Below are 26512 nucleotides of genomic sequence, written 5' to 3' on the forward strand. Positions count from 1 at the left end.
CGGCCCTTGGGGGCCTACGAGCCGTCCGGGCGCGGCGCCCGCCCTGTTCGCGTCCGGGCTCCAGCAGCCCGGCGCGGGCCTCCGCTCCGTCCAGGGAGTGGCGGGGAAGAGCGCGGGCGGACGGTCGCGGACTCGGGCAGGGCACGGGGGATGACGGGGCGGGGGTCGATGCAGCGCGCCGGGGGTCGATGCCGCGCGCCCGTTGCTCCTCGACGCCGTGTCGCTCCGCGCGCAGCGCGCACGCCGAGAAGGAAGCGAACCCCCGGGAAAACTGACGCCTCGTCGGGCAACAGGCCTGGGCGAGCCCGCGCAAGCGCCGGGGAACCCGGCCACTACCCCGCAGGGGATCTGTGCCCACAACGCTACCCGCCCCAGCGGCGCGGCTGGTGAAGCAACCGTCAGGCAGATGAGGGCCCGTCAGCCCCGGCTGAGCAGGCCGGCTTCGACGACGGCACGGCCGAAGGGGCTCGCGAGTTCGGCGAGACGCTCACAGCCTGTCTCGCCGAGGGCGGCGTAGGCGGGAAGGGCCAGGCGGTCGGTGCGGTCCTCGATGTGCCGGCGCAGGAGTACGCCTTCCGGGCTGAGGGAGTCGCCCTCCAGGAGGCCTCGCTCGCGCAGGTGCTCCTGGGCGCCGGCCCACTCCTCCTCGGGCCATGCGCGGCTCGCCTTGAGGAAGTCGACGGGTACCTCACCGGTCGCCGCGTGCAGAATCAGCGCCTCCAGGCCTCCGAGCCCCTCGCTCAGCAGGCATGTGACATGGCCGTCTCCACGGAACTCCCGGAGCAGCGTCTGGGCATGCCACAGCTGCAGCACCGGCTCCTTCGGCCACGGCAGTGCGGCATGCGCCGCGAACAGCGGGCGGCCCTGCGGGTGTTCGCAGGCCGCCTCGGCAGCCCGGCGGGTCAGCGCGAGCACCTCGTCCAGGCCGGGCAACTCGTGGATTCCGGCCCGCCGCAGGGCTTCGCCCGCCGCGGCGTACCGTGCGTCCAGCACCTGCTGCGGCGTCGTTGCGTCCCAGGCTCCGTCGACCGCCTGCCGTACGACATCGGGGTTGAAGTTGTAGAAGGTCGAGATGACCAGCTCGGCGGATGCCCGGCCGAATGCGGCGCTCCTGGAGGTGAAGTACCCGGCGCGAGCGCTCAGGCCGAGGTCCGCGTACCGTCGCCGTGCCTCGGGAACGAAGTAGATCATGCCGTGGACGGGCTCGAGACGGCGCCAGGCTGCGCGGGCAGTCTGCATCGGGTCACCTCTTCGGAGAGTCGACGAACGGGACGATCGCTGCGAGTTCACTACTCGCCGTGCGCTTGCAGGTGTTCGAGCAACGGACGGCTCAGCGTTCCGGGCGTATCCTCGGGGATCCAGCTCTTCGTACCGACTGGTCGGTACCCTTCCGGCAAGGCCGAGGACTGTCAAGAGCACGCGGGCGCCGGGCGTTTCAGCCGGGCGGTGCCGACAGGTGGATCAGGATGCCGCACACCTCGTCCACGACCTCCAGGGCCTCCTTCTCGTCCCCGCAGTCGCCGAGTTCGCGTGCCGCCCCGCCGATCACGGTGGTGAGCACTCTCACCCGGACCCGGCCGGCACGTCGCTTCTCGTCCACCTTCAGGAGCCGGGCGTTGCGCCGTACCCACGCGCGGTCCCATTGGCGGCGCAGCGCGTCGAAGCCCGTGGGGCCGTCGTCCTCCACGAGGAGTCGGCCGAACCGCCGGTTGTCCCACGCGCCCTCCAGGTACGCCCTGGCTCCCGCCACGAACAGGGCGATGGGGTCGTCCACGCCACGGCCTCGCTCGGCGGCCAGCGTGGCCGCGGTCCGGCGTTCCTGTGCCTCCCGGAACTCCTCCCACAGAGCGAGGTAGAGCCCTCGCTTTCCGCCGTAGTGCTGGAAGAGGCTGCCCACCGGGAAGCCGGAGCGCGCCGCGATCTCGGCGAGACCGGCGTCGGCGTAACCGCGCTCGGTGAACACCTCCAGCGCGGCGTCCAGAAGCGCACTTCGGGCCGTGCCCCCCTGCTCGTCCGGCAGCCGGCGTGCCGCCCCCGTCCCCGCGGACTCCACGATGCCGCTCACTGGTGATCCCCACCTTCCCCGGCCCCGTCGCGGATGGCGAGGGCGACCAGCAGTTCCAGGAGGTCGGCGATCCGGCGCGGATTGCGCCCCGTGCGTTCCTCGATCCGGCGCAACCGGTAGTGCGCCGTGTTGTGGTGTATCCGCAGCCGGTCGGCGGCCAGCCGCAGGTTGAGGTCGGCCTCCGCGAAGGCCCGCACGGTGGCCGCCAGCGTGTCGCCACGTCTGCGGTCCTCCTCCAGCAGCGCACGCACGCGGGGATCGACCAGCTGGCGGGCGAGGTCGTCGGCGCGCAGCGCCAGGTAGTCGAAGGGGGACAGACGCGGCAGTGCCGCCACCCCGCCCCCGCTCGGCACGAGGTCGAGGGCGGCCCGTGCCTCCTCGTAGGCGCGCGGCAGTTCGCCGGCGCCCTCGGCGACCGTGCTGACGCCCATGGAGAGCATGGTCCCCTCGCGCGCGAGCCGCCGCTGCACCGCCTCGAAGTGCGTGCAGATGTCCTCCGCGTCCATGCCGGTGCGGACCACCGGCACGGCCACCACCTCGCCGTGGCGCACGACGACCAGGGTCCGGCCGGCCCAGGGCCCGGCGATGCCGATGGACGCGCTGGTCGCGTAGCCGTGCTCGGCCGAGGTGAGGTCGCCGGTGCGGGTGTCGCCGACGCACACCGCCACCACCGCCATCATCGGCGAGTGCGGCCCGATGCCGTACGCCTGCGCCGCGGCGAGCAGCGGACCGCGCGTCGGTGCCGCGCCGGCCAGGAGCTGATCCAGGAGGTCCCGGCGTTCACGGTCCGCGTCGGCGACCACGTGCTGCTGGTACTCGACATAGGCCTGCGCGGCATGGGTGCTGGCGAAGTCGACGTACCGCATCAGCGGTGTGACGAGGGACAGCGCGGCCTGCTGTGCCTCGGCGGACGTGCCCGCGCAGTCCAGCAGCACGTCCCACAACACCTGCCGGCCTACCCGGAAGGCACTGATCCAGTCCTCGAGGGCGAACCCCGCGCGAGCTCTGCGCATGGCCGCCGCTCGGCTGAAGACCAGGTCCTCGGGGGCGATGTCCCGGTCGCCGGCCAGCGCCGCCAGCTGCATCCGGTAGTGCGTGAGGACCTGATCCCGTACGTCGTCGAAGAACCGCTCGTCCTGCAGCGCGTACGACGGGATCTCCGTACGCATCACCGCGACGGCGGAACTCGCCACGTCCTCGAGCCGGTCCTGGACGGCGTGCAGGATCCGGTGCCGCTCCCGGCTGAGCGGGTCGGAGAGTGCGGGGGCGCCCAGGGCGGGGCCGGATGACATGGCGCCGATCGTCGCCGCCCTCCTCGTGTCCCGTCAACAGGCTCGGCGGGCGACATGCCGCGGGAGCTGGGCGCGGCGCACAAGTCGATGGCCACGAAGTTGGGTGCTCGCACCCAATGTGCGCTCGGAAGGCCCCCACCTACTGTGACGCTCGCCCACCCCCCAGCACCTCGGAAGGGGCGTCACTCATGCTCGCGGTCGACGGTATCAGCGTGCGCTTCGGCGGGATCACGGCACTGGACGGTGTCGCCTTCACCGTCGAGCCGGGCACCGCCGTGGGGCTCATCGGGCCGAACGGAGCCGGCAAGACCACCTTGTTCAACTGCCTCACCAGGCGCTGCACCCCCGATGCGGGGACGGTGCGGTTCGAGGACGAGGACCTGCTCGCCCTCCCGCCGCACTCCGTGGCCGGGCACGGCATCGCCCGCACCTTCCAGAACCTGGGTCTGTTCCCGCTGCTCACGGTCCGGGAGAACGTCATGGTCGGCGCCCACAGCCGGGGACGCACGGGACACCTCGCTGCGGCGCTCCGGCTGCCCCGCGTCCGGCGGGAGGAGAGGGAACTACGTGACCAGGCGGACGACTTGCTACGGCGTCTCGGCCTGGCGGAGGTCGCCGACCACCCCGCCTCCGGGCTGCCGTTCGGCACGCTCAAACGCGTCGAACTCGCCCGGGCGCTCGCGGTACGGCCCCGGCTGCTGTTGCTCGACGAACCCGTCAACGGGCTCAGCCACGGCGAGGTCGGCCGATTCGCGGATCTGGTCCGGTCGGTGCGTGAGGAGTTCGACCTCACGCTCGTGGTGGTCGAACACCACATGGGCTTCGTGATGGGCCTGTGCGACAAGGTGGTCTGCCTGGACTTCGGGCGCAAGATCGCCGAGGGCGCGCCGGAGGAGATCCAGCGCGACCCGGCGGTCATCGAGGCGTACCTGGGGGTGGCGGCATGACGGAACCCGCCACCGACCGCACCGAAGCGGGGAGGACGCATGCGGAGCCGGACTTCCTGAAGGTCGCCGGCCTGCACGCCGGATACGGCCAGGCCCGCGTGCTCCAGGGGCTCGACTTCTCCGTGGCACGCGGTGAGGTGTGCGCGATCCTCGGGCCCAACGGCGCGGGCAAGACGACGACACTGCGGGCGCTGTGCGGCATGGTCCGCGGACGCGGCTCGGTGACGTTGGACGGCACGGAGCTGCTGGGCCGCTCGCCCGAGCAGACCGCCCGTCTCGGCGTGGCGCACGTACCCGAGGGCCGGGGCACCTTCAACGATCTGACCGTCGAGGAGAACCTGCGCATCGGCGCCCACGTGCGCACCGGGCGGTGGCGGCGGGGCAGCGACGAACGCCCGGCCGTCGCGGCCGACCTGGAACGGATCTACGACTACTTCCCCAAGCTGCGCCAGCGGTCCCGCCAGGCCGCCGGCAGTCTCAGCGGCGGCGAACAGCAGATGCTCGCCATCGGCAGGGCGCTGATGCTGCGGCCCGCCCTGATGCTCCTGGACGAGCCGTCGCTGGGGCTCGCGCCGCTGGTCACGCGGGAGCTGTTCGAGATCGTCCGTGCCGTCAACGAGGAGGAACGCACCACCGTGGTCATCGTCGAACAGAACGCCCAGCTCGCGCTGGATGTGGCGCACCGGGCGCACGTACTGGAGGCCGGCCGCCTGGTGCTGTCCGGGCCGTCCCGGGAGATCCGCGAGGACGGGCAGGTCGCCGAGGTGTACCTCGGTGTCTCCGTCCGCGCCGCAAAGGACGGCGGAGCGCCATGACCGAACTGCTCCAGCAAGTGGTGGAAGGCGTCGGCTCCGGCGCGGTCTACGCCAGCCTGGCGCTGGCCCTGGTACTGATCCACCGGTTCACCGGGATCGTGAACTTCGCGCAGGGCGAGCTCGCCATGATCTCCACGTACGTGGCGTGGCAGCTCGTGGCGTCCGGGATGTCCTTCTGGCTCGCGCTGCCGGTCACCCTGGCCGTGTCCTTCGCCGGGGGCATGCTGGTCGAGCGCGTCGTCATCCGTCCCGTGCGGAACGCGCCCGAGCTGACGATGGTCATCGTCACGGTGGGCCTGTTCATCTTCGTCAACGCGATGGCCGGTCTGATCTGGTCGTTCACCGTGAAGGACTTCCCGCAGCCGTTCCCCGACGGCGGGATCGACCTGGCCGGGGTACGTGTGGACTGGTCGACGCTCGGGATCATCGCGGTCGTCGCCGCCGTGACGGGGCTGCTGTACCTGCTGTTCCAGCACACCTCCAGCGGTCTGGTGATGCGGGCGGTCGCCTGCAATCCCGCGTCCGCCCGGCTGTCGGGCATCAGAGTGGGCCGGGTGCTGATGCTCGGCTGGGGGCTGGCCGCGACGGTCGGCTCCGTGTCGGGCGTGCTGGTCGCCCCGCTGCTGTTCCTCGAGCCCAACATGATGGGCGGGGTGCTGATCTACGCGTTCGCCGCGGCCACGCTCGGAGGCTTCGACAGCCCGGTCGGCGCGGTCGTCGGCGGCCTGTGCGTGGGCGTCGCCGAGACGCTGGCCGGGGCGTACGTGGACGTGGTCGGTGCCGATCTGAAGGTGGGCGTACCCCTGGTGATCATCCTCGCGGTGCTGCTGGTGCGGCCCCAGGGCCTGTTCGGGCGGGCGGCGGTGGAGCGCGCATGAGCACGATCGCCGCACCACTCGGCACCCACCGCGCCCGGCGTCTGCGGGCCGCGCTCACCACGCTGCTCGTGGCGGCGGTCGCCGTCGGCGCACCGTTCTACTTCGCCCCCTTCCAGGTCTTCCAGCTGACCATGGTGCTGCTGTACGCCGTGGCGCTGGCCGGACTGAACCTGCTGGTCGGCTTCGGCGGGCAGATCTCCCTCGGGCACGGCGCGTTCTTCGCGGCCGGGGCCTACACGGCGGCGGTCATGCTCGGCCGGTACGACACCGGCCACCTGGCCACGCTGCCGGTCGCGGCCGCCGGATGCTTCCTGCTGGGCCTCGGTTTCGGGGTGCCCGCCCTGCGGCTGCGCGGGCTGTACCTGGCCCTGGTCACCCTTGCCTTCGCGGTGTTCCTGCCGCCGTTGCTCAAGCGGCTCGAACCGGTCACGGGCGGCTCGATGGGGCTGACCGTGGACAAGCTGCAGCCGCCCGCGTGGAGCGGGATGGCCGAGGACCAGTGGACGTACTTCGTCGTCCTCGCCGTCACCGCGGTGGCCCTGCTGCTCGCCCGCAACCTGCTGCGCTCCCGCGTCGGCCGGGCGCTGCTCGCCGTACGGGACAACGAGAGCGCCGCGGAGGTCATGGGCGTACGGCTGTCGCTGCACAAGACGCTCGCCTTCGCGTGGAGCGCGCTGTTCGCGGGTGTCGCCGGGTGCGTCTACACCTGGGTGATCGGCTTCGTCTCACCCGACTCGTTCAGCTTCGTCCTGTCCATCACCCTGCTGGCCGGCCTGGTGGTCGGAGGGCTTGCCTCGCTGTACGGACCGCTGCTGGGAGCGGCCTTCGTGATGTACGTGCCGAGCGTCGCCCAGGACATCAGCGAGGCGGCGCCCGGTGTGGTGTTCGGCCTGCTGATCATCGCGGTGATGTTCGTGGCGCCGACGGGACTGGCCGGTCTGGCGGGCCGCGTCCGGGGCGCCGCCGCCCGTCGGCTCACCCGCACCACCACCCCCGCCGCCGGCGACGACCGGACGCCCGACACCGAACCCTCCGCGCCTCCCACCCCGGCGGATCCCGCCCCTGCCGTTGCCGATCCCGTGGGCGCACCGCCCCGCACGGAAAAGGAATGAATCACATGCACAAGACGACCACCCTGCGTGCGGCTGCGGCCGCGTCCGCCGCCCTGCTCCTCGCCACCGCCTGCAGCAGCCAGCGCGGGCAGGACGACAAGGACGCCGCCGCCGACGGCGCGTGCCAGGGCCAGCAGACCACCGGCATCACCGACAAGAGCATCAAGCTGGGCGGCATCTACCCGCTGTCGGGACCCGCCTCCGCGTACGGCACGATCAGCAAGGGCGTGAGCGCCTACTTCAAGCACGTCAACGACAAGGGCGGCATCGACGGCCGCACGGTCGAGTTCATCGTCCGCGACGACGGCTACCAGCCGCCCAAGGCGGTCGAGGAGGCCCGCAGACTCGTCGAGCAGGAGAAGGTCTTCGCCGTCTTCCAGACCCTGGGCACCCCGTCCACCGCCGCCGTGTGGGACTACCTCGGCAAGCGGAAGGTGCCGCAGCCCTTCGTCGCCACCGGCGCCTCCGTCTGGGGCACGGACGACAAGCACCCCTGGACCACCGGCTGGCAGCCCAACTACGTGTCCGAGGCACGCGTGTACGCCAAATACCTCAAGGAGGAGAAGCCGAAGGCCGAGGTCGCCGTCCTCTACCAGAACGACGACTTCGGCAAGGACCTGCTCGGCGGGTTCAAGGAGGCCGTCGCCGGCAGCGGCATCAAGGTGGTCGCCGAGGAGAGCTACGAGGTCACCGACCCCTCCGTCTCGGCGCAGATGACGAGCCTCGCCCGGTCCAGGGCGGATGTGCTGCTCGACATCACCACGCCGAAGTTCGGCAGCCAGGCCCTCGCCGCCGATGCCAAGAACAGCAAGTGGAACCCGCTGCACATCGTGAACAACGTGTCCTCGTCCGCCAGCGTGCTGAAGCCGGTCGGGTTCCGGAACGTCCAGGGCGTGGTCTCGGCGACCTACTTCAAGGACCCCGCCGACCCGCAGTGGGCGGACGACGCGGAGATGAAGACGTACCGCGAAGCGTTGCGTGAGCACACGCCCGGCTCCGACCCGGCCAACCAGTTCAACGCCTACGGCTGGGCCGCCGCCTCCAGCCTGCACAAGGCCCTGGACGCGATGAAGTGCCCGACCAGGGAGGGGCTGCGGGACGCGGTGCGCAACCTGAAGGACGTCAAGGTGGACATGCTGCTCCCCGGTGTCACCCTCTCCACCGGGCCCGAGGACGCCTTCCCGATCGAGACGATGCAGCTGATGCGGTTCAAGGGCGAACGGTGGCAGCTGTTCGGCGAGCCGGTCGACACCCGGAAGGAGTTCGGCCCGCTGGCGAAGTGAGCGGGTTTCCATAGGCTTACAGGGTCAGCAGGAGACATCGGCGACCGAGAACACGGTGGTGTCCAGCGGTGGAGAAGCCGGTGACGGAGCTCAGCGAAAGCCACGAGGACCCGTTCGCCCTGCACCTCGCCGCCCTGGTGGTGCTCGACGACCGGGGCGTAGTGGTCGGGTGGAGCCGGCGGGCTCAGGAACTGCTCGGCCATCCGGACACAGCCGTGCTCGGCCGTCCGGCGTTCGGGGTCCTCGTCGATCCTCGTGATCTGCCGGCGGTCACCGAGGCCGCGGCGAAGTGCAGGAGAGCCGGTGGCTGGTTCGGGGTGCTCACACTGCGCCACCGCGACGGGCAGCTCGTGGAACTGGGGCTCAGGGCCCATGAGCTGTCGCGCGGTGGCGGGGGCCGTGAGTGGTTTCTCGCGGGGGCACCCGCGGGTGACGTCCTCGAATGGCAAAGGGACCGCGCGGTTCTCGACGGGTTGTACCGCCAGTGCCCGATCGGATTGGTCATCCATGGCCCCGACCAGAGGATTCTCCGGGTCAACCGGGCCATCGAACGATTCAGCGGCGTCCCGGCGGCGGACTTCCGGGGGCTGTCCACCGGCCGGCTGCTCCTCGCCGACGACGCGCGCAAGGCCGTGGACCGTGTGCGCCAGGTGATGCAGACCGGAAGACCCCTGGTCTACTCCGAGCAGTTCGTTCGCCTGGAGCAGGATCCGGCACGGGAGCGGGTCGCGTTGGTCTCGTCCTTCCGGATGGAGGATCCCTCCGGCCGCGTCCTGGGCGTGGCCGAGATGATCGAGGACATCACCGAACGGCATCGGGCCCAGCGCCGGCTCGCGCTCCTCGACCAGGTGGGCAGCCGCATCGGAACCACACTCGACGTGGCCGAGACGGCCCGGGAACTGGCCGAAGTGATGGTGCCTCACCTCGCGGACCATGTGTCGGTGGACCTGCTTCAGGCGGTGACGCGCGGTGAGGAACCGACGCGTGCCGTGGCGGGGCCCGTGGTCCGGCTGGGGACCTGCAGCGTCGGTGCCCAGCAGCCCGGCCCGCCCCACCCCGAGGGCGAGCCCGTGGAGTTCGGGCCCGGCACACCGCAGGCCGGATGCCTGGCCCAGGGACGGCCCGTCCTGGAGGCGGTTCTCCCGCCCGACTGGGTCTCGGCGGCAGGCCGTCAGGGGGCCCAGGCTCCGGACCTGGGCGCCCACTCCCTGATCGTGGTCCCTCTTGCCGCGCGCGGCCTGGTGCTCGGTGTGATGACCCTGTGGCGCTCGCGCCGCCCCGATGCCTTCGAGACGGACGATCTCACCCTCGCTCAGGAACTCGCCTCGCGGGCCGCCGTCGCCATCGACAACGCCCGGCGCTTCACCCAGCAGCAGCAGACCGCGTTCGCACTCCAGAGCAGCCTTCTGCCCCGGGCGGTGCCGGACCAGTCGGCCGTCGAGGTGGCCCTGCGGTACCTGCCGGCCGGCGCGGGCCCGGGTCTGGGCGGCGACTGGTTCGACGTCATTCCCCTGTCCGGGGCCCGGGTCGCCCTCGTCGTCGGCGACGTGGTGGGACGCGGCATCCATGCTGCCGCCACCATGGGCCGGCTGCGCACCGCCGTCCATACGCTCGCCAGCCTCGACCTGGAACCGGACGAGGTCCTCTCCCGCCTGGACGACCTGGTCAACCTGCTGGCGGCCGAACAGGAAGCAGCGGGGGAGCGGCCCCTGGGTGAGCAGGTCGTCGGTGCCACCTGCCTGTACGCCGTGTACGACCCGGTGTCCGGACGCTGCTCCGTGGCCCGCGCCGGTCATCCGCCGCCGGTGGTGACCGCTCCGGACGGGCAGGTGGCTCTGCTCGACCTGCCCGCCGGCCCGCCCCTCGGCCTGGGCGGCCTGCCGTTCGAGGCCCGGGACATCGAACTGGCCGAGGGAAGCCTGCTCAGCCTCTACACCAACGGAATCATCGGCCAGCGCCACATGGATGCCGACGTCGGCCTGACGAAGCTGTGCGCGGCGCTCGCCCGCCCCGCGGGCGCGCTGGAGCGCACCTGCCAGTCGGTCGTCGACGCGCTGGTGCCCTCGCGCCCCAGCGACGACGTCGTCCTGCTGATCGCCCGCACCCGCGTGCTGCCACCGGACAGTGTCGCCTCCTGGCGGCTGCCGCCGGAGCCCGCCAGCGCCGGCCGGGCCCGGGCGTTGGCCTCGGCCAAGCTGACCGAGTGGGGTCTGGAGCACCTGGCGTTCACCACGGAGTTGATCGCCAGCGAACTGGTCACCAACGTCTATCGCTACGCCGGCGGCCCCGCGACCCTACGGCTGATCCGTGAGGAGCGTCTGGTGTGCGAGGTCAGCGACACGAGCCACACCTCACCACACCTGCGCCGCGCCCGTACGACCGACGAGGGCGGGCGCGGCCTGTTCCTGGTGGCCCAGATGACCGAACGCTGGGGTACCCGCTACACCCGCGAGGGCAAGACCGTGTGGACCGAACAATCGCTGACCGGCACGCCCGCCTGACCCTCTGTCCTCCCTCGTGAACAGGTCAGCGGGTGGGATCGAGGAGGATCTTGCGCACGCCGTCGGAGCGGTCCGCGAACAGTTCGTACGCCGCCGGACCTTCGGAGAGGGCGTAGCGGTGGGAGACGACCACCTCGGGCTTGATGCGGCCGGCACGGGTGAGGGCGATCAGGGGAGGGAGTTCGTAGTGCACCGAGCACAGCCCGATGGCGAACTCCAGTTCCTTGATCTGCGCCAGCCCCATGTGGAAGGGGAACGCCTTGCTCTGGCTGACCCCGATGACGCTGACCCGGCCGGCTTGCCGGACGGCCTTGAGGGCGAGCGCGATGGTGGCGTCCGAGCCCACGGCCTCCACCACGGCGTCCGGCCCGCGTCCGCCCGTCATCTCCCGAACGGCCGTCCGCGTGTCCTCGCCCTCGACCGGCTCGACACCCAAGGTGGCGGCGAAAGCGCGGCGTTCCGCGACCAGGTCCGCGCCCAGCACCCGCGCGGCGCCCATCGCGAAGGCGCCCTGGGCGGCCATGAGTCCGACCGGGCCGAGGCCGACGACCAGGACCGTCTCACCGGGCTGGATGCGGGCACGGCGGCAGCCGTACCAGGCCGTGGGGGCGTTGTCCGTCAGGACGACTGCGGCTTCGTCGGAGATGTCCTCGGGCAGGTGCACCAGATTGACGTCGGCGTACGGCACGGCGAGGGCCTGGGCCTGACTGCCCTGAAGCTGCGGGCTCACCCCGTAGCAGAGTTCCGTGCTGGACTTGGCGCGCTCGCACCGGGCGGTGAATCCGGCCGCGCACGACCGGCATGCGGCACAGCCGACCGAGGCGGGCACCAGAACCCGGTCGCCGGGTTTGAACCGGGTGACCTGGCCGCCGGTGTCGGCCACCACGCCGACGCACTCGTGCCCCGGTGTGTAGCCCAGGGCCGGGCTGAACGGGTTGCCGTGGTAGATGTGCAGGTCGCTGCCGCAGATACCGGCCGTGGTGACCTGGACGACCGCGTCGGTGGGGCTGGTGACGGCCGGCTCGGGGACGTCCCCGTAGCGGATGTCGTGACGTCCGTGGTAGCTCAGTGCTTTCACCGGATTCCTCCCTCCCTCCGCCCGGTCAGTCCGCGATCTTCAGCACGAGCTTGCCGTGGTTCTCACCACGGAAGAGCCGCATCAGGGTGTCGGGGAACGCCGCCACGCCGCCGGACACCACGTCCTCCAGGGACTTCAGCCGGCCCTCCGCCCGCCATGCGGCCAGCTGCGCGATGCCCTCGGCATACCGCTCGGCGTAGTCGAACACCACCATGCCCGTCATGGAGGCGCGGTTCACCAGCAGCGACAGGTAGTTGCGGGGGCCCTGCGGTGTCGTGCTGTTGTACTGGGAGATCGCCCCGCACACGACGATCCGGGCACCGCGCGCCAGCCCCAGCAGCACGGCGTCCAGCACATCACCGCCGACGTTGTCGAAGTACACGTCGACGCCGCCGGGGGCGTGTTCGCGCAGCGCCTTGCGGACGTCCTCCTTCTGGTAGTCGATCGCGGCGTCGAAGCCGAACTCGTCGACCACCAGCCGGCACTTGGCCTCGCCACCGGCGATGCCGACGACCCGGCAGCCCAGGATCTTGGCGACCTGCCCGACGACACTGCCGACCGCCCCCGCCGCTCCGGAGACGACGACGGTCTGACCGGGCTCGGGACGCCCGATGTCGATCAGACCGAAGTAGGCCGTCAGACCCGACATCCCGAGAGCCCCGAGATACGTCGGCAGAGGGGCCGCCTCCGGGTCGACCTTGGTCACGTCGCGGCCGTCCGACACGCAGTACTCCTGCACGCCGAACGACCCCGACACATGGTCGCCGACCGCGAAACCGGGATGCCGGGAGACGATCACCCTTCCCACCGCGCCGGCGCGCATCACCTCGCCGATCTCCACCGGACGGATGTAGGACCGCCCCGCGTTCATCCAGCCGCGCATCGCCGGGTCGATCGACAGGCAGAGCACCTGCACCAGGAATTCCCCGTCGCCCGGCTCCCCGGCCGGCTCCTCGACGTGCTCCCAGTCGGTGGGCCGCGGCTCGCCCACGGGGCGTGCGGCCAGACGCACCTGGTGGTTGATTCTGCTCATCTCCGGCGGCTCCTCAGACGGTCGCGTGGGATCGGCGGTCAGCGCGGTGTGTGCGGGCCCGCGGTCGTCGCGTACCGACACGTCCGTCTGACATACCGGCCAGTCGGTACGAGCGGTGAGCGTACGGTGCCGTCCCGTCGGAGGCAAGAGGGGCCAGGTGCCGTACGGGAGGGTGTTCAGGGCGACGCCGGCGCGCTCGGCGGCACGAAGCTCAAAGCGCGGTGCCCGTCTCCTCGGCCAACGTCCGCAGCAGGAGGACCTGGAACGCCTCGTCGTGGACGGCGCGATGCGGTTGCAGCCGCTCGCCGTGGTACCAGTAGCCCGCCGCTCGCCTGGCAAGCCGGCATCGTGCGCGAGTACGCGCGCCCTGGACGGCAGCGCGGTCCCGGCCGGTACGCCCGTGCGGCTCGGTGCCTGGGACGTCCACGTCCTCGCTGCCGCACCGGAGGCTGCCACGCAGGAACGGTGACGCGAACCCTGGGCCTGCAGATGGCCGTCATGGTCCTCGCCCTGATCCCCGTCGCGGTGGCCTCGCCCTTCGTCCAGCGGCACTTCAAGAAGGGCATGCTCACAGGAGCCATCAAGGGCTGAGGCCAGTGGGGCGACGGCGAGCCCGGCCGCCACCGGCATGGGCCCCGCACGAGCGGCGGGGCCCACGTCGGTGGCGGATCAGCAGGTGGAGTTGGTCTGGGTGAGCAGGCCCAGCCGCCACGGCAGGCTGTTGTAGTCACCGCCGGCGTTGGGATCCTTGCCCTGGTACAGGTACTGCAGCTTGCAGGCCGGGATCGTGAGCGTCTGGTCGTTGCCGGCGCGGATCATCTCGCCGTGACTGATGTCCCGGGTCCAGGTACCGGCGGGGAACGTCACGTTGTTCGACTTGGCGAAGGGGTTGCCCTCGGACGCGGCCAGCGGTGACCACGAGCCGGCGAGGCTGTTCGAGGTCCAGGACCGGAAGTAGCGCCGGCCGTCCGAGGCGATGGCCTCGACGAGCAGCAGATACTGATTACTGCCCTGCACCTTGTAGACGTTGCTCGCTTCGAACATGGCGTACTTGGAGTCCCGCGCCGCGATGACGGTGTTGGTGAAGCCGTTCGGGAACTGGCCGACGGTCGTCTGGGAGCGGTACAGGTGCCCGTTGTCGTCGGACGAGAACAGGTAGCAGTTGGCGCTGTCGCAGATCACCCACATGTCGACCCAGTAGCCGTTGCCGATGTTCTGCCTGATGATGTCCGGCATCGACGAGTAGAAGTGGCGCGGTGCGCTCCACCCGTTCGGATTGCTGATGTCGGGGTTGGTGGAGTACGAGGCGTTGCCCGTCTGGTAGACGAGGTACCACAGGCGCTGCGGCGCGTAGTAGAAGACCTGCGGCGCGGCTCGGTACCCGGCGCCGATGGCGGTGCGGTCGAGGTAGTGGTGCGTGGCCGAACCCGCCTTCGACCAGTCACTGAAGTTCAGGTACACCAGGTTGTACCCGGAGGCGCTCGCGGTGCTCGCGAACACGTGGTATTTGCCGTTGTGGTAGACGACCGACGGGTCCTTGATCCCGGCGATCCTGTGGGTCGCGTCCGGCTTGGGAGAGATCAGGGAGCCGCTCGAGCTCCAGCGGAAGGAGGAGGGGAGTGCGGCGGCGGACCGGGGCGAACGGGTGTCGGCCCGCCGTGCCGCGACCGATCCGCCCAGGGCGTTGAGCGTTGCCTGGTAGGCCGGTTTCTTGTTGCCGTTGCGGTCGAACAGCAACGGGTTCTCCCCGCTGCGCCAGGAGTCGCTGTCGCGGATGCCCCAGACGGTGATGCCGGTGCAGCGCCGCACGTTCATGCAGGCCCGCACCGTGTTCGCGTACGCGTTCGGCGGCGCCTGCGCGATGTCCAGCTCGGTGATCTGGACGTCCACGCCGAGCGCGGCGAAGTTCGACAGCGTCGTCTGGAAGCTGCCGGGGGGACCGCCGGCGCCGAAGTGGGCTTGGAGGCCGACGCAGTCGATGGGCACGCCGCGGGCCTTGAAGTCGCGGACCATGCGGTAGACGCCCTGGGTCTTGGCGTCGTTCCAGTTCTCGATGTTGTAGTCGTTGTAGCAGAGCTTGGCCGCAGGGTCGGCCGACCGTGCGGTGCGGAAGGCCTGCTCGAGGAAGCCCGTTCCCAGGACGTCCCGGAAGACGGAGCCACGCAGCTGGCCGCTGCCGCCGTCGGCGAAGGCCTCGTTGACCACGTCCCAGGAGTGGATCCGGCCCTTGTAGCGGTTCATCACCGTGGTGATGTGGTTGTTCATCACGCCGCGCAGCGTGTTCGCGTCCCTGATGCCCTTGACCCAGTCGGGCAATTGGGAGTGCCACACCAGCGTGTGGCCCCGCACGCGCTGACCGCGGGCCGACGCGCCGTTCACGATCTGGTCGGCGGCGCCGAAGGTGAACTGTCCGCGGGACCGCTCGGTCGCGTCCCACTTCATCTCGTTCTCGGGCGTGACCGAGTTGAACTCGCGGCCCAGGATGCCGGTGTACGTGCCGTCGCCGAGCCGGCCGGCGGCCACGGCGGTCCCGAAGTACCGTCCGGACTGGGCGGCTTGGGCCCCGAGCGTGGAGGCCCGGACGGCGTCGGGTGCGCTGGGCGCGCTGGATGCTTCGGGTGCGGCGGTCGCGGCACCGGGCGTCACCAGGGCACCCAAGGCCAGCAGGGATAACACCGACGCGCGGCGCCGGCCGAGCCGTTTCAGCGGGTTCATGCTTCTCCTCGTGATCGGTGGGGGGTTGGGTGGTGCGGTCGGTGGGATCGGATCAGGGCGTCGACAGTTCGAACCGCGAGACGCGGACCGCGCCGCCGAGCGCCCGGGTGGCGTGGTTGAAGAGGGCGAATCGGTAGCCCATGAAGAACCGCCAGTCGTTGCCCAGGGGGAAGGCGGGCCCGAGGCGGGTGAAGTTGGTGCCGTCGGTGCTGTACGAGAAGGTGCCGGGGCGGGCCGCGCCGGGGCGGATGTCCGCGCTCGCGCGCAGCCAGATCCGGCCACCGGAGACGGGCGCGCTCGCGACCTCGGTGCCGGTGCCGGTGGTGTTCCAGTTGCCGTCCATGGTCAGCCCGTTGACCATCGCCACCCGTGTCGCCCCGCCGTCGCGTTTGACACCGATCCAGGCGGACGAGTCACGCAGCAGCGCGAGTCCGGCCCGGTCGCCGTCCCGCATCGCCGAGTAGTCGAGCAGGGCCGTCGCGGTGGAGGTGGGGCCCTGAATGCGGTGCGTGAGGTGTTGCGGGCCCCGTACAGGTCGTCGGTGACGGTCGCGGTCCGCAGGGTCAGCCCGTTGCCGACGGACCACTTGGTGTTGTCCGGGTTGTGGTTCCACTCCCATCTCGGCTTGAGGCGTGTGCCGTCGAAGGTGTCGACGCCGGTCATGGGGGTGACCTGGCGGGGCGGCGTGGGCACGGCCGGACTGGGATACGAGGTGCCCCAGGCGCCGTTCACCAGTTGCACGACGGGCCAGCCGTCCGGAGTCCAGGTGACCGGCGCGAGGGCGGGCATCCGGCCGCCGGGGTAGGCGTCCACGAAGGCCATGTAGTACCAGGCGCCGTTCTGCGTCTGGACCAGCCCGCCCTGGTGCGGGACGCCACCGCCGGGGATCGGCCCGCGCAGGTCGAGCAGGACCTGCCGCATCGTGTAGGGGCCGAAGGGGCCGTTCGACGACTTGAGGATGTAGTGACCGTTGGCGGGGCGGGTCAGGAAGATGTAGTACTGCTCGTTGATCTTGTAGAAGCGGGAGCCTTCGAGGGTGCCGACGCTCGACGGTGTGGTGAAGACCTGCTGCGTGCGTACCTGGGTGCGTCCGTCGCGCGAGAGCTGGGCCACGCTGATGGTGGTGTTCCCGTACGCCACGTAGAGGGTGTCGTCGGTGTCGACCAGCAGTCCCGCGTCGTAGTAGGGCGTGCTGATCGTCGTGAGCCGGCTCCACGGGCCCTCGGCGTCGGTGGCGGTGTAGACGTACGTCCTGGCGAAGTCGATCTGGCCGAGCCAGTAGAAGGTCCTGTTGCTCGGCCGGTAGGCCAGCGAGGACGCCCAGATCCCTCTGACGTAGCCACGGGCACCGTTCAGGTCGTACTTGGCGCCGAAGTCGAGGACGGGCACCGAGTGACCTGCGACCTCCCAGTTCACCAGGTCGTACGAACGCAGGACGGGAGCGCCCGGCGAGTAGTGCATCGTCGAGGCGGAGGCGTAGTAGGTGGCGCCGACGCGGATGACGTCGATGTCCGCGAAGTCCTGCCAGATGACCGGGTTCGTGTACGCCGGGGCGGCCGCGGCGGTCCGGGAGGCACCGGCCGGCGTCAGGAAGGCACCGGCGACCAGGCCGGTGCCGACGGCCAGCGCCCGGCGGCGTTCCATAGATTGACGAGGGCATGACATATCCATGTGTCGCTCCCTCTGTGATGTTCGAGATGGAGAACGGCTGTCGACTGGTGAGCATCCTGGATGCTAGGGGGCTGAGAGCTCCCGTCAATATGTCTCGCATCATTCGTTGAGACATCCGAAATATTTCGGAGAACCGAGGTTGTGTGGAGGGTGTCGATGGGAGTCCTGAACGGTCGGTGGAGTTGACAAGCGCGGCTATCTCCCTAGGATCCGTGGCGTCGACGAACCGAAAGCAGGCCGAAATTTCGAATGACCGAAAATGTCATGTGCCTGCCAATGATCGGCGACCATGCAGCAGCCATCCCCTGTCTTGGTGTCGGCCTGCCGACAAAAGGAGCCCACTGTGCCCAGACGATCAGGCAGACGACTGCTCCGTCTCCTCGCGGCCGTCGCGCTGACGATCACCGCGTCCGTGACGGCCTCCGCTCACTCCACCGCCTCGGCCGCGCCCGGCAGTCCGGCCCTCACCCCACCGCTGGGCTGGAACAGCTGGAACAGCTTCGGCTGCGGGATCACCGAGGCCCAGGTCCGTCAGGCCGCCGACGCGATGGTGTCCTCGGGCATGCGGGAGGCCGGTTACCGGTACGTGGTGGTCGACGACTGCTGGTTCGACCCGCAGCGTGACGCGGCGGGCAACCTGCGGGCCAATCCGACCAAGTTCCCCAGCGGGATGAAGGCGCTCGGGGATTACATCCACAGCAAGGGCCTGAAGTTCGGCATCTACCAGGTGCCGGGCGAACGCACCTGCGCGCAGACCAGCGGCGCCTATCCCGGGGCGACGGGCAGCAGGGGACACGAGGTCCAGGACGCCAACACGTTCGCCTCATGGGGCGTGGACTACCTCAAGTACGACTGGTGCTCCTCCAGCGGCACCCGTGACGAGCAGGTCGCACGGTTCAAGCTGATGCGCGACGCCCTGCGCGCAACCGGCCGTCCGATCGTCTACAGCATCAACCCCAACAGCTTCCACGCCATCACCGGCGCCACGTACAACTGGGGTGAGGTCGCCGACCTGTGGCGGACGACCGAGGACCTGCTCGACATCTGGCAGAACGGCAACACCAACAGCTACCCGATGGGCGTCGGCAACGTCCTGGACGTCACCGCGCCGCTGGCCGCCCAGTCGGGCCCGGGGCACTGGAACGACCCCGACATGCTGGTCGTCGGCCGTCCCGGCCTGTCCCTGACCGAGTCCCGCTCGCACTTCGCCCTGTGGGCGCTGCTGAGCGCACCGCTCATGGCCGGCAATGACATCCGCACCATGTCCGCCGACGTGAGCGCGATCCTGCGCAACCCGCGTCTGCTGGCGGTGAACCAGGACCCGCTGGGAGCGGGAGGGCGCAGGGTGCGCGACGACGGCAACACCGAGGTGTTCGCCAAACCCCTGTCCGACGGCTCGGTCGCGGTGGGCCTGTTCAACCGGGGAGGCGGCACGGCGACGGTCACGACCACGGCCGCGCAAGTCGGCCTGTCCGGCGGGTCGTTCACCCTCACCGACCTGTGGTCCGGCGGCACGTCGAGCACGTCCGGGCAGATCTCGGCGAGTGTCCCCGCGCACGGCGTGGCCGTGTTCCGGGTGAGCGGGGGCAGCCCGCTGGCCGCCACCACCTCGCGGCTGCGCGGCGCCGCGTCAGGCCGCTGCCTGGACGTGGACAACGCCTCCACCGCGGCCGGGGCCACGGTCCTGATCTGGGACTGCCACACGGCCGCCAACCAGCTGTGGACCACGTGGACCGGCGGCGAGATCCGCGTCTTCGGCGACAAGTGCCTGGACGCCCGCAACCAGGGCACCGCCAACGGCACCCGGGTCGTCACCTGGCCCTGCAACGGCCAGGCCAACCAGAAGTGGACGGTCGGCTCCGACGGGTCGATCCGCAACGTCCACGCCGGGCTGTGCCTCGACGTCGACCGGGCCGGCACCACCAACGGAACCCCGCTGGTGCTGTGGACCTGCAACGGCCAGGCCAACCAGAAGTGGACCCGCGCGTGAGGACTGTCACCTGACCGGCAAAAGCCTCAGGCGCGCCTGACGCCGGTGCCCTGGTTGTCCGGGAGGTGGGCAACCAGGGGTCTGGCGGGCGCTGTTGCCGTCGCCGTACCTGTCGATCCATGGTGGCCTGCATGTCACCCTTGTCCTGGGTCGAGCGGCTCGTAGTCGAACCAGTCGAAGTGGACGGTGCCTGCCGCGGCGTACATGCCGATGACCCGGCCGGTGAAGCCGCCGGCGACCTCGGTCGACAGGTAGCGGCCGTCGAGCGTCGCGAGTTCGCTGAACGTGCCGTCGGGCTGCTCGACGCCGAGGGACACGACGTCGGGTCCGGTGCACGGCCCGTGCGGAGACGGCGGTTCCGTGATCGTGACGGCGAGGACCACCGGCCCGGTCGGCACGGACTGTGCGGCCACGACCGTGCCCAGGGAGCCGACCCGCGCGACCACCCGCACCCGCGTGCCCGACACCTCGATCTCGTAGTGGTGCCGCTCGTCGAGCCGGACGGCGAGGCCACCACTGCCCTCCGCGGCATCGACCAGCGTGCGCGCCCGGCACGACAGATGCTGCTGGCGGCGGCCGGTGAACACCACGTCGGGCTCGTCCAGGGAGCCGCCCCGCGCACGGAGCGTCAGCCATCCGGGGCGCTCCTTGGTGGTGCAGAGTTCGGCGGGCCGGTCGCGCAGGGAGATCCAGTACGGCCGCAGTTCGGCGAGTTCGAAGTCGTCCCGGTGCTCTTCCGCAGGGCCGGGGGAGAGCGGCCACGGGACCTCGGGCAGGTCCAGGGCGACGTCGCCGACCACCGGCCAGTCGTCCACCCAGCTCACGGGGGCCAGGAAGGTCTCCCGGCCGAGCACGTGCCAGCCCGGCGTGCCGCCGCCCGGCCGTACCCCGAGCAGCACCATCCACCAGGAGCCGTCGGGGCCTTGGGCCAGGTCGGCGTGCCCGGTGTTCTGGACGGGGTGGTCGGTGCCGCGGTGGGTGAGGATCGGGTTGGCCGGGCACGGCTCGAACGGGCCGTCGGGCGTTCGGCCGCGGGCGATCGAGACACCGTGGCCGCGTTCGGTGCCGCCCTCGGCGATGAGCAGGTACCAGTAGTCGCCGATCCGGTACAGGTGCGGCGCCTCCGGGGCCTTGGCGCCGGGACCGCCGGACCAGAGCTTGTGCGGTGTTCCGTACGTCTGCCCGGTGGACGGGTCGAGACGGACCTGCGAGACGCCGGCCACCGTGCACCAGCAGGTGCCGTCCTCGTCCCAGACCAGGTCGGGATCGATTCCGGGGACACCCGGCGCCCAGATGGGGTCCGACCACGGTCCGGCCGGGTCGGTGGCCGTAACGATCAGATTGCCGCCGCCCTCGCTGCAGTTGGTGACGATCAGCCAGAAACGGCCGTCGTGATGGCGCAGGGTGGGGGCGTAGATCCCGCCGGAGGACGGCATGGAGGCCGGCAGACGCAGTTGCTCCGGCCGGTCCAGCACGTTGCCGATCTGCGTCCAGTGCACCAGGTCCCGGCTGTGGAAGAGGGGCACCCCGGGGAAGTACTCGAAGCTGGAGCAGGCCAGGTAGTAGTCGTCGCCGACGCGGCAGACGCTGGGGTCGGGGTGGAAGCCGGGGAGCACGGGGTTCAGGGGGGTGGCGACGCGTCCGTCCGGCTGGTGCAGAGGGGGCACCCGATAGTCCTCTCGTCGATGCGTGATGCGGGCGTGGGGTAAGTCGGTTCAGGGAGCGGCGACGGCGCCCTGTTCGGGTGTGACGGCGGTGGGCGCGGACGTGGCGATGGGGCCGAAGTGGAAGGTGCCTTGTTCCCTGGACATGTCGGCCCTTTCGGCGGCTGTCGAAGCGCTTCACTGCCAGGCGCAAGGTAACGGACAATTTTCATCTGCCCCAACACCGCCGCCGCAGCGGCTTGTTCGGTGCTCGCTGCCTCTCCGCCGCTGACTCCTCAACGCCGCTGACTCCTCAACATCCTGTGTCTGGGAGCGGCTGGGGCTCGGAGAGGCTCTGCGCGCACCAGATCGTCTTGCCGTCGGTGGTGTGCCGGGTGCCCCAGCCCTGGGTGAGCTGGGCGACGAGCAGCAGGCCCCGGCCGCCCTCGTCGAAGGCGCGCGCCCGGCGCAGGTGCGGGGCGGTGTTGCTGGCGTCTGAGACCTCGCAGATCAGGGAGGAGTCGCGAATCAGCCGCAGCATGATCGGGGGCTCGCCGTATCTGATGGCGTTGGTGACCAGTTCGCTGACTACCAGTTCCGTGACGAACGACGTCTCCTCCAGGCCCCAGGCCCCCAACTGCTCGAGAGCGAACTTCCTGGCGCGGGGCACCTGCGCGGGGTCGGGTCCGACCTCCCAGTCGGCGACATGCTGGGGATCCAGCGCGTGCGTGCGAGCGAGCAGCAGGGCGGCGTCGTCGGTGCGGCGCTCGGGAAGCAGGGCGTCCATCACCGTGTCGCAGAGGCCCTCCAGCGAGGTGACCGAATGGTCCAGGACCCGCAGCAGTTCGGCGGCCCCCTCGTCGACGTCGCGCTCACGGCTCTCCACCAGTCCGTCGGTGTAGAGGGCGAGCAGGCTGCCCTCGGGCAGCTCGAGTTCGGTGGACTCGAACGGCAGCCCACCGATGCCGAGGGGTGGTCCCGGCTGCGCGGGCACCGGTGTCCTGGTGCCGTCCGGGGAGATGATCAGCGGCAGCGGGTGCCCGGCGCTCGCCATCGTGAAGCGCCGGGAGACCGGGTCGTAGACGGTGTACAGGCAGGTGGCCCCGAACTCCCCGGTCGGCTGGAAATGGCCGGCGGGCTGGAGGTCGCTGGCGAGGTGGATGACCAGGTCGTCCAGGTGGGTCAGCAGCTCGTCCGGCGGCAGGTCCACGTCGGCGAGCGTGCGGACCGCCGTGCGCAACCGGCCCATGCTGGCCGAGGCGTGCAGACCGTGACCGACCACATCGCCGACGACCAGGGCGACCCGGGCACCGGAGAGCGGAATGACGTCGAACCAGTCACCACCCACTTCCGCGCCGGTCCCGGCGGGCAGGTAGCGGGAGGCGACTTCGAGCGCCTCCTGGCTGGGCAGCTGCTGCAGCAGCAGACTGCGCTGCAGCGTCAGCGCGGTCGTGCGCTCGCGCGAGTACCGGCGGGCGTTGTCGATGGCGACGGCTGCCTTGGCGGTCAGCTCTTCGGCGAGGATCAGGTCGTCGGCGGTGAAGGCCTCGGGCCGGTCGCTGCGGGAGAACGTGACGACACCGAGCAGCGCGCCGCGGGCCCGCAGCGGCACGGTGATCCGGCCGGTCAGCCCTTCCGCGGCGAGGGACTCGTCGATCAACGGGTTGCCGGGCGGCCAGTGGGCCGGGTCGGCGGCGAGCCCGGGCCCGAAGGCCCACTCGCCGCCCTGGCCGGGCTCGGCGGCGAGCTCGACCATGGACCTGCCGGTGGCAAGGCAGCGGGCGGCGACGGAACCGGGGGCGTGACCGACCGGCATCGGGTGCCCGGGAGCCCGGTCGGTGTCGTCCTTCGCGCTGTGCGTGGCGGCGCGGCTCAGCGCGATGGTTTCGCCGGAGCCGGAGCCGGAGCCGGAGCCGGAGCCGGAACCGGAACCGGAGGTGGGGGAAAGGGGCGGTTCCTCTCCGCGCAGCACCTCGTCGAAGAGATCGACGGTGACGACGTCGGTGAATCCCGGCACCGGGCTCCTGGCCAGTTCCTGGGCGGTGCCCAGCACGTCGAGTGTCCGGCCGATGCCGCCGCTGGCCTGGTTGAGCATGAGCAGGCGCTGCCTGGCCCAGTACTCCGCGCTCATGTCGAATCCCCAGTTGGCGACCGCGCGGACCCTGCCCTCGGCATCCCGGACGGGCCAGATGCTGGTGGCCCAGGCGTTGGCGTAGTTACTGCCGAGCGGCCGGAAGACGGTGATGAGACGTGCGGGCTTGCCCGTCCTCGCCACTTCGGAGAGCTGGTCGGTGTAGGGCTTGTCGTCCCTTTCGGGGAACAGTTCGCGGTCGAATTCGGGAAACAGCTCGCGGTACTTCTTACCGAGCACTTGCTCCTCGGAGTGCGCGATCACCCGGCCGGAAGAGGCGTTGATCCACAGAAACCGCAGCTCAGGGTCGTAGACGCCCAGAGCGAAGGGGCTCTGCTCGAAGGCCAGGTCGGCGATCACCGGGCGGCGTTCCCAGCGCTGGGCCGTCACCGCATGGCCCAGCGCCCGGCCGTCGGCGCCGAACAGCGGGTGAGCCGACACCAGAGCGTCCACCGTGGAGCCGTCCCGGTGGCGCAGCGGGACGAGCGCCGTGTGGTCGGGGCCGCTGCCGGAACTGCCGGGGAAGCCGGGTGGCGGGGGAGCGGCCAGCAGGTCGGTCACGGGGCGCCCGACGGCGTCCTCGGCAGTCCAGCCCAGCAGCAGCCGCCCGCTCTCGCTCCACCCGCTCACCGCGCCGTCCGGGCCCACCACGAGCGCGGCCGCGCGGACGTCCTGCTCGTCGGCCATGTCCACGCGCCTCGCCTCCGTCCGGACACCCTGGGCCCGTCAGGGCCGGTTCCCAGCCGCAGCTTCCAGCCTAGGCCCGGGCATCAGATTCCCGCCTGCTCCGCGACGCCGTGCACAGGGCGGTCACCGTGGCGAGCACCCCCGTACGCCTCCCGCGTCCCCATCGCGACGCGGTGACTGTCATATGCATGCCATCCTCTCGCGCTACAGCGCGGTGAAGGTCCACAGCAGGTTGGTGCTGTTGCCGTAGGTCCACTGCTTGGTGAGGGAGCCCGAGGGGACGTTGCCGCCGCCGTCGAGGACCAGGCCGGTGGTGCGGTTGGCGATCGCATAGCGGTCGCCGCCCCGGTGGGTGAGGGTCCACTGCTGGTTCGTGCCGCCGTTCCAGGGGGCCTGCCGGGCGGCGGAGCCGTCGGCCGTGGCGCCCCAGCCGTCGACGACCATGCCGTTCGTGGGGTTGACCAGCCTGTAGTAGCCGCCTCCGACAGCCTCCGCATGCCACTGCAGGTTCGGACTGCCGTCCCAGGTCCACTGCTTGAGGTCGGAGCCGGAGGCGACGCCGCCCCCGCTGTCCAGGGCGAGGCCGTTCGTGGCGTTGGTGATCCGGAAGTACGTCGCCGGGTTGAACTGGACCCTCAGCGAGGTGATCTGGTCGTTGTTGCCGGTGTCCCTGAGGTCGGGGTTGTCGGCGGCGAAGGTCCAGGAGGTACCGGTGAAGTTGTCTCCGGAGTAGCCGACCACCTGGTACCCGGGGGCCGGCCGGAGGGAGGAGAGGGTGCGCGGGCCCGGTCCGGCGGCGGACAGGTCGGCCGCGGTGTAGTCGCCGACCGCGAGGACGGCAGAGCCGCCGGTGTACTGGACGTCCGTGAAGGCGACGGCGCCGGCGAGCGGGCGCAGGCCGGGGATCGTGCCGGAGAAGGTGAGCTTGAGGACGTAGGCGTTGGCGTGGTACGGCGCCGAGGACGGCAGGGTGACCTTGAGGCCGGAGGCACTCTGGGCCGGCGCCGGCAGGTCGATGGAGGTGCCGGCGGTGGTGCCGAGGAGCTTCACCGAGGCCAGCGAGGAGAGGTTGATCCGGTCCGAGCTGAGAGTCTTGATCGTCAGAGAGCTGCCGGGCCAGCCCAGGACCGTGGCGTACAGGACGTTGTTCGCCTTGTTGCGGGTGAAGCGGATGTCCTGCGCGGTTCCGGCGTGCGGGGTGGTGAACGAACCGCCGCCCATCTTCGTCGGGCCCTCGCCGTACGCCGTCCAGGCGCGGGTCGCGTACACCGACTCGCCGAAGCGCTTCAGGTGGTCCCCGATGCCGAGCAGGACATCCTTCTGCGCCTGGGGGATGGTGCCGTCGGCCATCGGCGCGATGTTCAGCAGCACATTGCCGTTCTTGCTGACCCGGTCGATGAACGAGTGCAGCATCTGCTGGGTGGTGTAGTAGCCGATGCCCTGGGTGTAGCACCAGCTGCTGCTGGAGATGCTGTCGTCGGTCAGCCAGTAAGGGGTGGTGAGATCGGCCGGGCCGCCGCGTTCGTAGTCGAAGACCTCGCCCTTGCCGTTCATGCCGTCCTTGTAGGTGGCGACGACTTCACGGCCCCAGCTGTCCGCCTGGTTGTAGTAGTACGCCAGGAAGTTCAGGCGCTGCTTCTCGTCGACGGCGTCCAGATTGAAGTCCTGCCACAGGATGTCCGGCCGGGCCCGGTCGATGACCTCCTTGAGCTTGTCGAACCAGAGCTCGTTCTGTGCGGCCGGACCCAGCTGCCCGTAGAGCTTCTTGAGGCTGGGATCCGTCTGCGCGGGGGCGTACTCGTAGAAGCCGGTGAAGTTGTACGCGTGGTGCATGGCCACCAGCAGCTTCAGGCCCTTGGCGCGGATGGCCGTGGAGAACAGTCGCAGCAGGTCGAGACCAGGGCCCTTCTTCACCGAGTTCCACTCGTTGACCTGGCTGTCCCACATGGAGAAGCCATCGTGGTGCTCGGCGACCGGACCGGCGAACCTGGCGCCGGCGTCGACGAACAGCTGCACCCACTCGTCGGGGTCGAACTTCCCACCGGCCGACTTCAGCTTCGGCGCGAACTTCACGGCGTTGCCCGCCAGGTCCTTCGCTCCGTCGATGAAGTTGTGGTACGGCCACGCCGACGGCCGGCCGTAGGTCGCTATGTGGTGCTTGTTGGGCGAGCTCCCGGCCTGGTACATGCTGCGCGGATACCACTCGTTGTCGAAGGCGGGGACGCTGAAGGCACCCCAGTGGAAGTAGATCCCGAACTTCGCGTCCTGGAACCACTCCGGGGCCGGCGGGTGCTGGTCGACCGAGTCCCCGTCGGGCGTGTACGTGCGCGGCGCCGCCTCGGCGGCACCGGCACGCCACACATCTCCGGCAACGGCCGCCGCGGCCACGCCGGTTGCGGAGGCCACGAACTGGCGTCTGTTGAGCGAGCTCGACATGGACACATCCCTGATGCGGAAGGGGCAGGGGGAACGCAGGACCACGCATGAAGGTCCGTCATGTCGCCATGGGATGTCAACCAGCGCGCAGGGATGAAAGTGGCCATTTCTTCAGGTGAGTTGACTGATTTGCGGTGATGTGGCGAGTGTTTCGATCACCAGACATGGCATGTCTCGCAGTGCTTCGAGTCTGGCCGATCGCCGCCGCGCACCCGCGCCCCAGTATCATCAGCGT

Annotated in this window: 17 protein-coding genes and 2 pseudogenes; 8 read left to right on the forward strand and 11 right to left on the reverse strand. The window is 70.6% G+C overall.

Going from position 1 to position 26512, the window contains the following annotated elements:
* Nucleotides 1-417 precede the first annotated feature (417 nt).
* The 3 genes from AC07F0_RS34575 to AC07F0_RS34585 all read right to left on the reverse strand — a co-directional run bounded on the left by AC07F0_RS34575 (nt 418) and on the right by AC07F0_RS34585 (nt 3357).
* Complete coding sequence (locus tag AC07F0_RS34575) at nt 418-1239, reverse strand: SCO6745 family protein (RefSeq protein WP_478983877.1); 822 nt, start codon at nt 1237-1239, stop codon at nt 418-420.
* Nucleotides 1240-1435: 196 nt separating this feature from the next.
* Nucleotides 1436-2065 carry a TetR/AcrR family transcriptional regulator gene (locus AC07F0_RS34580; RefSeq protein ID WP_478983878.1) on the reverse strand — a complete coding sequence of 210 codons (630 nt, stop codon included), beginning with the start codon at nt 2063-2065 and terminating at the stop codon, nt 1436-1438.
* Nucleotides 2062-3357 carry a PucR family transcriptional regulator gene (locus tag AC07F0_RS34585; RefSeq protein ID WP_478983879.1) on the reverse strand — a complete coding sequence of 432 codons (1296 nt, stop codon included), beginning with the start codon at nt 3355-3357 and terminating at the stop codon, nt 2062-2064. The genes AC07F0_RS34580 and AC07F0_RS34585 overlap by 4 nt, the downstream gene beginning before the upstream one ends.
* Before the next feature lie 188 nt (nt 3358-3545).
* Between AC07F0_RS34585 and AC07F0_RS34590 the strand changes: the two genes are divergently transcribed.
* The 6 genes from AC07F0_RS34590 to AC07F0_RS34615 all read left to right on the forward strand — a co-directional run bounded on the left by AC07F0_RS34590 (nt 3546) and on the right by AC07F0_RS34615 (nt 10893).
* Nucleotides 3546-4304, forward strand: a complete 759-nt coding sequence (locus tag AC07F0_RS34590; protein WP_478983881.1) for an ABC transporter ATP-binding protein — start codon at nt 3546-3548, stop codon at nt 4302-4304.
* A complete protein-coding gene (locus AC07F0_RS34595) occupies nt 4301-5119 on the forward strand; it encodes an ABC transporter ATP-binding protein (RefSeq protein WP_478983882.1) in 819 nt (272 codons plus the stop codon). The genes AC07F0_RS34590 and AC07F0_RS34595 overlap by 4 nt, the downstream gene beginning before the upstream one ends.
* On the forward strand, nt 5116-5997 hold the full coding sequence (locus AC07F0_RS34600) for a branched-chain amino acid ABC transporter permease (protein WP_478983883.1): 882 nt from the start codon (nt 5116-5118) through the stop codon (nt 5995-5997). The genes AC07F0_RS34595 and AC07F0_RS34600 overlap by 4 nt, the downstream gene beginning before the upstream one ends.
* Nucleotides 5994-7109, forward strand: a complete 1116-nt coding sequence (locus AC07F0_RS34605) for a branched-chain amino acid ABC transporter permease (RefSeq protein ID WP_478983884.1) — start codon at nt 5994-5996, stop codon at nt 7107-7109. The genes AC07F0_RS34600 and AC07F0_RS34605 overlap by 4 nt, the downstream gene beginning before the upstream one ends.
* 5 nt (nt 7110-7114) lie before the next feature.
* Complete coding sequence (locus AC07F0_RS34610; protein ID WP_478983885.1) at nt 7115-8392, forward strand: ABC transporter substrate-binding protein; 1278 nt, start codon at nt 7115-7117, stop codon at nt 8390-8392.
* An 80-nt stretch (nt 8393-8472) separates the two neighbouring features.
* On the forward strand, nt 8473-10893 hold the full coding sequence (locus AC07F0_RS34615) for a SpoIIE family protein phosphatase (protein WP_478983886.1): 2421 nt from the start codon (nt 8473-8475) through the stop codon (nt 10891-10893).
* Nucleotides 10894-10918: 25 nt separating this feature from the next.
* Here AC07F0_RS34615 and AC07F0_RS34620 read toward each other — a convergent pair whose 3' ends face one another.
* The 3 genes from AC07F0_RS34620 to AC07F0_RS34630 all read right to left on the reverse strand — a co-directional run bounded on the left by AC07F0_RS34620 (nt 10919) and on the right by AC07F0_RS34630 (nt 13431).
* Nucleotides 10919-11971 (reverse strand): alcohol dehydrogenase catalytic domain-containing protein, encoded by a 1053-nt coding sequence (locus tag AC07F0_RS34620; protein WP_478983887.1) that lies wholly within the window; start codon nt 11969-11971, stop codon nt 10919-10921.
* 25 nt (nt 11972-11996) lie between these two features.
* Nucleotides 11997-13004 carry an NADP-dependent oxidoreductase gene (locus AC07F0_RS34625; RefSeq protein WP_478983888.1) on the reverse strand — a complete coding sequence of 336 codons (1008 nt, stop codon included), beginning with the start codon at nt 13002-13004 and terminating at the stop codon, nt 11997-11999.
* Between the two features lie 211 nt (nt 13005-13215).
* Nucleotides 13216-13431, reverse strand: a complete 216-nt coding sequence (locus tag AC07F0_RS34630; RefSeq protein WP_478983889.1) for a hypothetical protein — start codon at nt 13429-13431, stop codon at nt 13216-13218.
* A 50-nt stretch (nt 13432-13481) separates the two neighbouring features.
* Between AC07F0_RS34630 and AC07F0_RS34635 the strand changes: the two are divergent.
* Nucleotides 13482-13595, forward strand: a pseudogene (locus AC07F0_RS34635) (carbohydrate ABC transporter permease); the annotation flags it as partial.
* Between the two features lie 78 nt (nt 13596-13673).
* On the opposite strand, the gene AC07F0_RS34640 reads toward AC07F0_RS34635, so the two are convergent.
* Both AC07F0_RS34640 and AC07F0_RS34645 read right to left on the reverse strand, forming a co-directional pair.
* Entirely contained in the window at nt 13674-15719 is a 2046-nt protein-coding gene (locus AC07F0_RS34640) for a glycoside hydrolase (RefSeq protein WP_478983890.1), read from the reverse strand.
* A gap of 52 nt (nt 15720-15771) precedes the next feature.
* A pseudogene (locus tag AC07F0_RS34645) lies at nt 15772-17363 on the reverse strand (glycoside hydrolase family 43 protein).
* Nucleotides 17364-17733: 370 nt separating this feature from the next.
* On the opposite strand from AC07F0_RS34645, the gene AC07F0_RS34650 reads away from it, so the two are divergent.
* The gene (locus AC07F0_RS34650) at nt 17734-19380 is read left to right on the forward strand and encodes a glycoside hydrolase family 27 protein (RefSeq protein WP_478983891.1); all 1647 of its coding nucleotides are present in this window, start codon (nt 17734-17736) and stop codon (nt 19378-19380) included.
* A 134-nt stretch (nt 19381-19514) separates the two neighbouring features.
* Here the strand turns inward: AC07F0_RS34650 and AC07F0_RS34655 are convergent, their stop codons facing one another.
* The 3 genes from AC07F0_RS34655 to AC07F0_RS34665 form a co-directional block, all read right to left on the reverse strand.
* The gene (locus AC07F0_RS34655; protein WP_478983892.1) at nt 19515-21047 is read right to left on the reverse strand and encodes a glycoside hydrolase family 43 protein; all 1533 of its coding nucleotides are present in this window, start codon (nt 21045-21047) and stop codon (nt 19515-19517) included.
* A 289-nt stretch (nt 21048-21336) separates the two neighbouring features.
* Nucleotides 21337-23841: a SpoIIE family protein phosphatase gene (locus AC07F0_RS34660; protein ID WP_478983893.1), complete on the reverse strand. Its 2505-nt coding sequence runs from the start codon at nt 23839-23841 to the stop codon at nt 21337-21339.
* Between the two features lie 204 nt (nt 23842-24045).
* Complete coding sequence (locus AC07F0_RS34665) at nt 24046-26277, reverse strand: alpha-L-fucosidase (protein ID WP_478983894.1); 2232 nt, start codon at nt 26275-26277, stop codon at nt 24046-24048.
* Nucleotides 26278-26512 lie beyond the last annotated feature (235 nt).

It is taken from the genome of Streptomyces sp. NPDC045955 (assembly GCF_056430805.1).

Excerpts from the sequence above, each read along its gene's own strand:
- AC07F0_RS34575 (WP_478983877.1), bottom strand. The coding sequence starts at position 1,239 with ATGCAGACTGCCCGCGCAGCCTGGCGCCGTCTCGAGCCCGTCCACGGC.
- AC07F0_RS34585 (WP_478983879.1), bottom strand. The coding sequence starts at position 3,357 with ATGTCATCCGGCCCCGCCCTGGGCGCCCCCGCACTCTCCGACCCGCTC.
- AC07F0_RS34590 (WP_478983881.1), top strand. The coding sequence starts at position 3,546 with ATGCTCGCGGTCGACGGTATCAGCGTGCGCTTCGGCGGGATCACGGCA.
- AC07F0_RS34595 (WP_478983882.1), top strand. The coding sequence starts at position 4,301 with ATGACGGAACCCGCCACCGACCGCACCGAAGCGGGGAGGACGCATGCG.
- AC07F0_RS34600 (WP_478983883.1), top strand. The coding sequence starts at position 5,116 with ATGACCGAACTGCTCCAGCAAGTGGTGGAAGGCGTCGGCTCCGGCGCG.
- AC07F0_RS34605 (WP_478983884.1), top strand. The coding sequence starts at position 5,994 with ATGAGCACGATCGCCGCACCACTCGGCACCCACCGCGCCCGGCGTCTG.
- AC07F0_RS34610 (WP_478983885.1), top strand. The coding sequence starts at position 7,115 with ATGCACAAGACGACCACCCTGCGTGCGGCTGCGGCCGCGTCCGCCGCC.
- AC07F0_RS34625 (WP_478983888.1), bottom strand. The coding sequence starts at position 13,004 with ATGAGCAGAATCAACCACCAGGTGCGTCTGGCCGCACGCCCCGTGGGC.
- AC07F0_RS34640 (WP_478983890.1), bottom strand. The coding sequence starts at position 15,719 with ATGAACCCGCTGAAACGGCTCGGCCGGCGCCGCGCGTCGGTGTTATCC.
- AC07F0_RS34660 (WP_478983893.1), bottom strand. The coding sequence starts at position 23,841 with ATGGCCGACGAGCAGGACGTCCGCGCGGCCGCGCTCGTGGTGGGCCCG.
- AC07F0_RS34665 (WP_478983894.1), bottom strand. The coding sequence starts at position 26,277 with ATGTCGAGCTCGCTCAACAGACGCCAGTTCGTGGCCTCCGCAACCGGC.